General features: G+C 64.5%; 5 protein-coding genes. All 5 read left to right on the top strand.

The features are described 5' to 3' along the window. Positions 1-126: 126 nt before the first annotated feature. From AC3A6F_RS25205 to AC3A6F_RS25185, 5 genes are read left to right on the top strand one after another with little or no spacing between them, the layout of a single operon-like run. The gene (locus tag AC3A6F_RS25205; protein ID WP_487686522.1) at positions 127-768 is read left to right on the top strand and encodes a DJ-1/PfpI family protein; all 642 of its coding nucleotides are present in this window, start codon (positions 127-129) and stop codon (positions 766-768) included. A gap of 6 nt (positions 769-774) precedes the next feature. Beyond that, positions 775-2,229, top strand: coding sequence for a DUF3375 domain-containing protein (locus AC3A6F_RS25200; protein ID WP_487686520.1), 1,455 nt, complete (start codon positions 775-777; stop codon positions 2,227-2,229). After that, the gene (locus AC3A6F_RS25195; RefSeq protein ID WP_487686518.1) at positions 2,226-2,822 is read left to right on the top strand and encodes a DUF4194 domain-containing protein; all 597 of its coding nucleotides are present in this window, start codon (positions 2,226-2,228) and stop codon (positions 2,820-2,822) included. Before AC3A6F_RS25200 ends, AC3A6F_RS25195 begins: the two co-directional genes overlap by 4 nt. Continuing rightward, positions 2,819-6,187: an ATP-binding protein gene (locus tag AC3A6F_RS25190; protein ID WP_487686516.1), complete on the top strand. Its 3,369-nt coding sequence runs from the start codon at positions 2,819-2,821 to the stop codon at positions 6,185-6,187. Before AC3A6F_RS25195 ends, AC3A6F_RS25190 begins: the two co-directional genes overlap by 4 nt. Further along, positions 6,184-7,386, top strand: a complete 1,203-nt coding sequence (locus AC3A6F_RS25185) for a DUF3322 domain-containing protein (protein WP_487686514.1) — start codon at positions 6,184-6,186, stop codon at positions 7,384-7,386. Before AC3A6F_RS25190 ends, AC3A6F_RS25185 begins: the two co-directional genes overlap by 4 nt. Positions 7,387-7,495 lie beyond the last annotated feature (109 nt).

The following is a 7,495-nucleotide window of genomic DNA, read 5'->3' as shown; positions in this document are numbered from 1 at the left end:
GTGTGAAAGTAGGTTATCGTCAGGCTAGTTATATGAAAAACCCCACCAGGTGATCCTGGTGGGGTTTTTTGCTTTGGACACGCGTAAAATCCCAAGGTCACAGTATTTTCTTATATAGGAACAGCGATGAAGGTCTATCTGGTTGTCGTCGATACGCTCGCGGATTGGGAGATCGGCTACCTGACCGCAGAACTGCACAGCCGCCGGTTTTTCGCAGACCCATCGCGAGACTTCCAGTTTCTCAAGGCAGGCATTCATCGTGATCCGATAACGAGCATGGGCGGCGTGACCCACACGCCAGACCTGGCAATCGATGACATCCAGATGCACGACCACGACCTGCTCCTGCTGCCAGGCGCAGATATCTGGCAGTCTGCACAAGCACGACCAGCCCTCGAATTGGCACGCAATGCGCTCGACCACGGCCACCAGGTCGCCGCCATTTGCGGTGCTACCGTTGGCTTGGCCAGTATTGGCGCACTGGACGCGCGACGCCACACGTCCAACGATCTCGGATTTCTGAAAGCGTCCTGCCCCGACTATTGCGGCGAACGGATGTACCGCAAGGAGCCCGCCGTGCGCGGCGACAACCTGGTCACGGCGACCGGCCTGGCGCCGCTCGAATTCTCGTACGAGGTGCTGAAGATGCTCAAGGTCTGGAAACCGGAAACCGCCAAGGCCTGGTACCGCCTGCACAAGACCCGCCAGGAGCGCTGGTACCATGAGTTGGTCGCGTCGATGTCGGATACGCCGGGCGTGTCGTCCTAGACTGCGATGGATTACCAGCAGCTTCTCGCCCAGCGCCGTGCGCACCCATCCTGGCGGCTCCTCGCAGCCGACCATGCGCCGATGATCGCCAGCTTCCTGCACCGCAGCTTCGTGGCGCCCAATGTACGCACGATCGCCCGCCAGCAGCTGGTGTCGCAGCTGGACGATCACCTGTACCAACTCCATGAGCTGACCGGCGAACAGGCGTTTCCCAAGTCTGCTGCCAACTATCTCGACGACTGGGCGTCCGACGACCGCGGCTGGCTGCGCAAATACTATCCGCCGGGCGAAGACGAGCCGCATTACGATCTGACTTCGCCCGCCGAACAGGCGCTGGAATGGTTGCAGGGCCTGGGTCAACGCGCTTTCATCGGAACCGAATCGCGGTTGATGACCGTGTTCGACCTGCTCAAGCAGATCGCCGACGGCACCGAGCTCAATCCCCGTGCGCGCATCGCCGAACTCCAGAAACGCAAGGCGGACATCGATGCCGAGATAGCACAGATCAAGGAGGGCCACCTGGCCTTGATGGAGCCGACCCAGGTGCGCGAACGCTTCTTGCAGATGGCGGCCACCGCGCGCGAACTGCTGTCCGATTTCCGCGCACTCGACCAGAACTTCCGCACGCTCGACCGCAGCGTGCGCGAAAGGATCGCCACCTGGGACGGCGGCAAGGGCGAACTGCTGCAGCAAATCTTCGGCTGGCGCGACCTGATCACCGAATCGGACGAAGGCAAGAGCTTCCGCGCGTTCTGGGACTTGCTGATGTCGCCGGCGCGCCAGGATGAACTTGGCAAGCTGCTGGAACAGGTGATGGCGCTCGCGCCGATCCGCGAACTCGAGCCCGATGGCCGCCTGCGCCGCATTCACTACGACTGGCTGGAAGCCGGCGAGGTCACCCAGCGCACCGTGGCGCGCCTGTCGGAGCAACTGCGCCGTTATCTCGACGACCAGGCCTGGCTCGAGAACCGCCGTATCATGGAGCTGATCCGGCAGGTCGAGCAGAAAGCGCTGTCGCTGCGCGGGCAGGTTCCCGACGCTGCCTTCGCCGACATCGACGACGCCGGGCCGGAGTTTGCCCTGCCCATGGAGCGGGTGCTCTATACGCCGCCATTCAAGGCCGACATCCGCGCGGTGAAAGTCGAGGAGGCCGGCGCGACCACCTTGTCGGATGCGCTGTTCGAACAGGTCTACATCGACCAGGTGCGCCTGGCGTCCAATGTGCGGCGCGCACTGCAGACCCGCAACCAGGTATCGCTGGCGGCGGTCGTGATGGACAACCCGATCGAACAGGGCCTGGCCGAGCTGGCCACATACCTGAAACTGGCGACCCAGGACGTGGCCGCAGTGATCGACGACGAGCGCGAGGAATGCATCCGCTGGACCGGCACCGATGGCCGCCAGCGTCAGGCAACGCTGCCGATGGTAATCTTCACACTACGGGAACGAGAGGACGAATGATCGACGACGACCGGCTGGGACAAGTGGTAGTCACGCTGTTCCAGGGCGTGCTGTACCGCGAGAACGCCGAGCCGCAATGGCAAGCATTGCTCGAACTGCAGGCGCGCGTGCGCGACTATTGCAGCGTGATCGGGCTCGAATTGATCCTCGACGAAGCGGAAGGCTATGCCTATCTGCGCCAGCGGGCATCGACGCCCGAGACGCCGGACTTGCCGCGCCTGGTCCAGCGCCGCCAACTGAGCTTCCCGGTCAGCCTGATCCTGGTCCTGCTGCGCAAGAAGCTGGCCGAGTTCGACGCGCTCAGCGCGGAAACCCGGCTGGTCGTCAGCCGCGAGGACATCGTCGACCAGATGCGGCTGTTCCTGCCCGATACCGCCAACGAAGCGCGCCTGCTCGACCGCATGGACACGCATCTGGGCAAGGTCGTCGACCTCGGCTTTTTGCGCCGCCTGCGCGGCCAGGACGGGCAGTTCGAAGTGCGGCGCGTATTGAAGGCCTTCGTCGATGCCCAGTGGCTCGACGATTTCGCCCAGCGGCTGGACGGCTATGCCGGGCATGCCGCGGCGACCGCCGGCAAGGAGGGCGTCGAATGAACGCCGGACCCGATCCCGACCTGGCGACGGTGACCGAGCAGGCCGGCTTCCGGCTGCGCCGCTTCGAAGTGTATAACTGGGGCACCTTCCACGAGCGCGTATGGCGGATGCAGCCGGGCGGCGCCAATATGCTCCTGACCGGCGATATCGGATCCGGAAAGTCGACCCTGGTGGATGGGCTCACGACCTTGCTGGTCCCGTTCAACAAGATCTCGTACAACAAGGCGGCCGGCGCCGAGGCGCGCGAACGCTCGCTGCGCACCTACGTGCTGGGTCACTTCAAGTCCGAGCGCGGCGACACCGGATTGAGCGCACGTGCGGTCGCCCTGCGCGACCAGCACAGCTATTCGGTGCTGCTCGGCGAGTTCCATAACGAGGGCTACGACGAGACCGTCACGCTCGCGCAGGTGTTCTGGTTCAAGGACCCGCGCGGCCAGCCGGAGCGATTCTACGTCGTCGCCGAAACGGCACTGACGATCGCCGATGATTTTTCGGGCTTCGCCGACATCAACCAGCTGCGCAAGCGCCTGCGCGCGCGGTCCGGCATTACCCTGCACGACAGCTTCCCGGCCTATGGCGCCGATTTCAGGCGCCGCTTCGGCATCGCATCGGAACAGGCGATGGACCTGTTCAACCAGACGGTGTCGATGAAATCGGTGGGCAACCTGACCGAGTTCGTGCGCGAGCACATGCTGGAGCCGTTTCCGGTACAGGCGCGCATCGACGAGCTGATCACGCACTTCGATGACTTGAACCGGGCCCACGAGGCGGTGCTCAAGGCGCGCGCACAGATCGAGCGCCTGCAGCCCCTGAACGCCGACTGCGACCGCCACGCGGAGTTGGTGACGCAGATGGATGAACTGCGAACCTGTCGCGAGGCCCTGCGGCCCTGGTTCGCGCTGCTCAAGACCGAGCTGCTGGACAAGCGCATCGCCAACCTGGCTGCGGACGAGGAGCGCACTGCCAGCCGCCTTGCCCAGCTGGAGCAGGAGCGGCGCGAACATGCCCGTACGCGCGACGAACTGACCGCCGCCATCTCGGCCAATGGCGGCAATCGGATCGAACAGATCAAGGGCGAGATCGCGCGCGTCGATGCCGCCCGCAGTGAAAAGAACGCGCGCGCGCAGCAGTACGAGCTGATCGCCTCGGCGCTCGGCTTGCCGGCGCCGCACGATGCCGGCACCTTCGATGCCAACCGGGGCGCCATTGACACGGGCCAGGCCGCCTGCGTCGCGCAGCGCGACGAGCGCAGCAACCGCCTGACCGAGGCCGGCGTGACGGTGCGCGAGCTGAGAAAGCTGCACGGCGAACTGACCGATGAACTCGAATCGCTGCGCAAACGCCGTTCCAACATCCCACGCCAGATGCTGACGCTGCGTGAGGCATTGTGCGACGCGCTATCGATCGCGCCCGATGCACTGCCCTTCATCGGCGAGTTGATCCAGGTGCGTGAAGACGAACGTGCCTGGGAAGGCGCGGCCGAGCGCTTGCTGCACGCCTTCGGCCTGTCGCTGCTGGTGCCCGAACAGCATTATGCGCAGGTGGCGGCGTGGGCCGAGCGTACCCACCTTGGCGCGCGCCTGGTGTATTACCGGGTCCGGCCATTGTCCGCGGCCGAGCCGTCATCCCTGCATCCGCATTCGCTGGTGCGCAAGCTGTCGATCCAGCCGGATTCGCCGTTCTACGCCTGGATCGAGGGCGAGCTGGCGCGGCGCTTCGACTACGCCTGCTGCGACTCGATGGAACTGTTCCGGCGCGAGCAGCGCGCGATCACCCGCAACGGACAAGTGAAGTCGGGCGGCGAGCGTCACGAAAAGGATGACCGGCGCCAGATCGGCGACCGCACCAGCTATGTGCTGGGTTGGTCGAACGAGGCAAAGATCGCGGCGCTGGCGAAGCAGGAGCGCGACCTGTCCACGCGTATCACGGAACATACCAGGCAAATCCTCGAGCTCAAGGGCGAAGCTGCGGAATGGGGCAGGGTGCTCGGTCTCTGGCAGCAGTTGGCGGTGTTCGCCAGCTTCGCGGATCTCGACTGGAAGCCGCTGGTGGCGATGATCGACAGGCTCGAGCGCGAGCAGCAGGAGCTGGCGGCATCGTCCGACCTGCTGCGCACACTGCAGCAGCAACTGCGCGACCTCGGCGGCGTGCAGGCCGCGATCGATGCGCAGCATGCGCAGGCCAATGCCTCGCTGGCGACGCTGGTGGAGAAACTGAGCCAGGCCCGCAGCCTGTTGGGAGAGAGCGAGGCGCTTGCCGGCGCGATCGACGACGCCATGCGCGCCACGACGCTGCCGGTGCTGGAGGCGCTGCGCGGGCAGGCGTTGGGCGAGCACACGCTGACGGTCGAATCGTGCGATAACCGCGAGCGCGACATGCGCGAGTTCGTGCAGGCACGCATCGACGCCGACAGCAAACGCATCGCGACTCTGCGCGACAGGATCATCACCGCCATGCAGGACTATGCGACGACCTGGCCGCTGGATGCGCGCGAGGTCGATGTGAGCATCGAGGCGGCGCCCGAATTCCGGCGCATGCTGCAGGTGCTGGAGGCCGACGACCTGCCGCGCTTCGCCGGCAAGTTCAAGGAGCTGCTCAACGAAAACACGATCCGCGAGATCGCCGGATTCCAGTCGCAGCTCAAGCGCGAACGCGAAACGATCCGCGAGCGGGTCGAGACCATCAACACCTCGCTGCACGCGATCGACTACAACCCGAATCGCTACATCGCCCTGGAGGCGGAGCCGAGCCTGGATGCCGACCTGCGCGACTTCCAGCAAGACCTGCGCAGCTGCACCGAAGGCGCGCTGACCGGGTCGAGCGACGAGGAATACACCGAGGCGAAATTCCTGCAGGTGCGGCGCATCATCGAGCGTTTCAGGGGGCGCGAAGGCAGCGCCGAGATGGACCGGCGCTGGACCCGCAAGGTGACCGATGTGCGCAACTGGTTCGTGTTCTCGGCATCCGAGCGTTGGCGCGAGGACGACAGCGAGCATGAACACTACACCGACGCCGGCGGCAAGTCCGGCGGCCAGAAGGAGAAGCTGGCGTACACGGTGCTTGCCGCCAGCCTGGCCTACCAGTTCGGCCTTGAATGGGGCGCCGTGCGTTCGCGCTCGTTCCGCTTCGTGGTCATCGACGAGGCATTCGGACGCGGCTCCGACGAATCGGCCCGCTACGGCCTGGAGCTGTTCCGCCGCATGAACCTGCAATTGCTGATCGTGACGCCGCTACAGAAGATCCACATCATCGAGCCATACGTTGCGGGCCTGGGTTTCGTGCACAGCGAAGAAGGGCGGCAGTCGATGCTGCGTTACCTGAGCATCGAGGAGTACCGCGCCGAACGCGGTGCGCGGGCCGGATGACGGCGACGCGCAGCGCATGGTCGACGCCGGGCGACATCGTCGCCAGTGTCCAGCGCCTGTGGGACAGCGGCGCCATCCTGGCTGCACGCCTGGACGGCGGCGCCGTGTTTCCGCATGAAGTCCGGCTGCGGCAACCGTCGGTCGCCGCCATGGGAGAGCAGTTCGAGCTGGTGCGCGACTGGATCGGCGCCTTGCGCAGCGGCAGCCGTTCCGAAAGGGGCGATGGCTATGAACTGGTCTGGCGCGACATCAACCACCGCCAGTTGGGACGCAACCGCATCCCGGTTGCCGCCATCGTGGGGTCGGAAGCATGCGCGCTGAGCATGATCGGCCGAGGCGCGGATGCGCGTCGTTTCGATGAACTGCTTGCCACGACCCTCGATGCGTTTCCCATCCTTCGTCCATGGCTGGCCAGACAGCCGCTGCGCCTGCTCGAACACAGGGACGGATGGGAGCGGATACTGGCCGTGCTGCGCTGGTTCGTCGCGAATCCGCGTCCGGGCATTTATCTGCGTCAGCTCGATATCCCGAGCGTCGACACGAAGTTCATCGAAGTACGCAAGGGGTTGATTGCCGAACTGCTCGACCAGGTGCTGCCTGCCGAATCGATCGATGCCAGCGCCGTTGGCGCGCGGCAGTTCGAGGCACGTTATGGGCTGCTGGGTAAACCAGCGCAGATTCGTTTCCGCATGCTCGACCGGCGGCACGATATCGGCGGCTGCTCCGACCTGATGGTGCCTGTGGCGCAGTTCGCAGCATTGCGGACCAGTGTGGACCGCGTCTACATTACGGAGAACGAAGTGAATGCGCTGGCCTTTCCCGATATGGACTCGAGCATGGTGGTGTTTGGCGGTGGCTATGGCATCGACCGCCTGGCGCAGGTCGACTGGTTGCGCAACAGGCGCATTATGTACTGGGGCGATATCGATACCCATGGCTTTGCGATCCTTGATCGCCTGCGAGGGTCGATCCCCGGCGTGGAATCGCTGCTGATGGATGAGGAGACATTGCAGGCTCACCGCCATGTATGGGGGCAGGAGGATGGCGATAAACGTTACCTGGCAGACTTGATGCGGATGACCGAGCAGGAGCGGCGGCTATTTGTTCAGTTGCGTGACAATGTGTTTGGGGAACGACTACGGCTCGAACAGGAGCGCATCGGCTATACCTGGGCAGTCGAGGCGATTCGACAAAGTTGAAAACTGCCCTTGCGGCGGCGATGGCGCTTTGTTATAGTCTCGCTCCTCGACGCAGACGCCACCTCACGGTAGCGAAAACGAAGAGAAAAAAGAGGTTGACGAAAATCGC

The organism is Massilia sp. Soil_C_3, from assembly GCF_057657035.1.
The sequence above is the reverse complement of the archived record's forward strand: the minus strand, read 5'-3'. Positions and strand labels throughout refer to the sequence as shown.

Bases quoted from the DNA above. Each gene is read 5' to 3' on its own strand.
- AC3A6F_RS25205 (WP_487686522.1), top strand. From the start codon at position 127: ATGAAGGTCTATCTGGTTGTCGTCGATACGCTCGCGGATTGGGAGATC.
- AC3A6F_RS25200 (WP_487686520.1), top strand. From the start codon at position 775: ATGGATTACCAGCAGCTTCTCGCCCAGCGCCGTGCGCACCCATCCTGG.
- AC3A6F_RS25195 (WP_487686518.1), top strand. From the start codon at position 2,226: ATGATCGACGACGACCGGCTGGGACAAGTGGTAGTCACGCTGTTCCAG.
- AC3A6F_RS25190 (WP_487686516.1), top strand. From the start codon at position 2,819: ATGAACGCCGGACCCGATCCCGACCTGGCGACGGTGACCGAGCAGGCC.
- AC3A6F_RS25185 (WP_487686514.1), top strand. From the start codon at position 6,184: ATGACGGCGACGCGCAGCGCATGGTCGACGCCGGGCGACATCGTCGCC.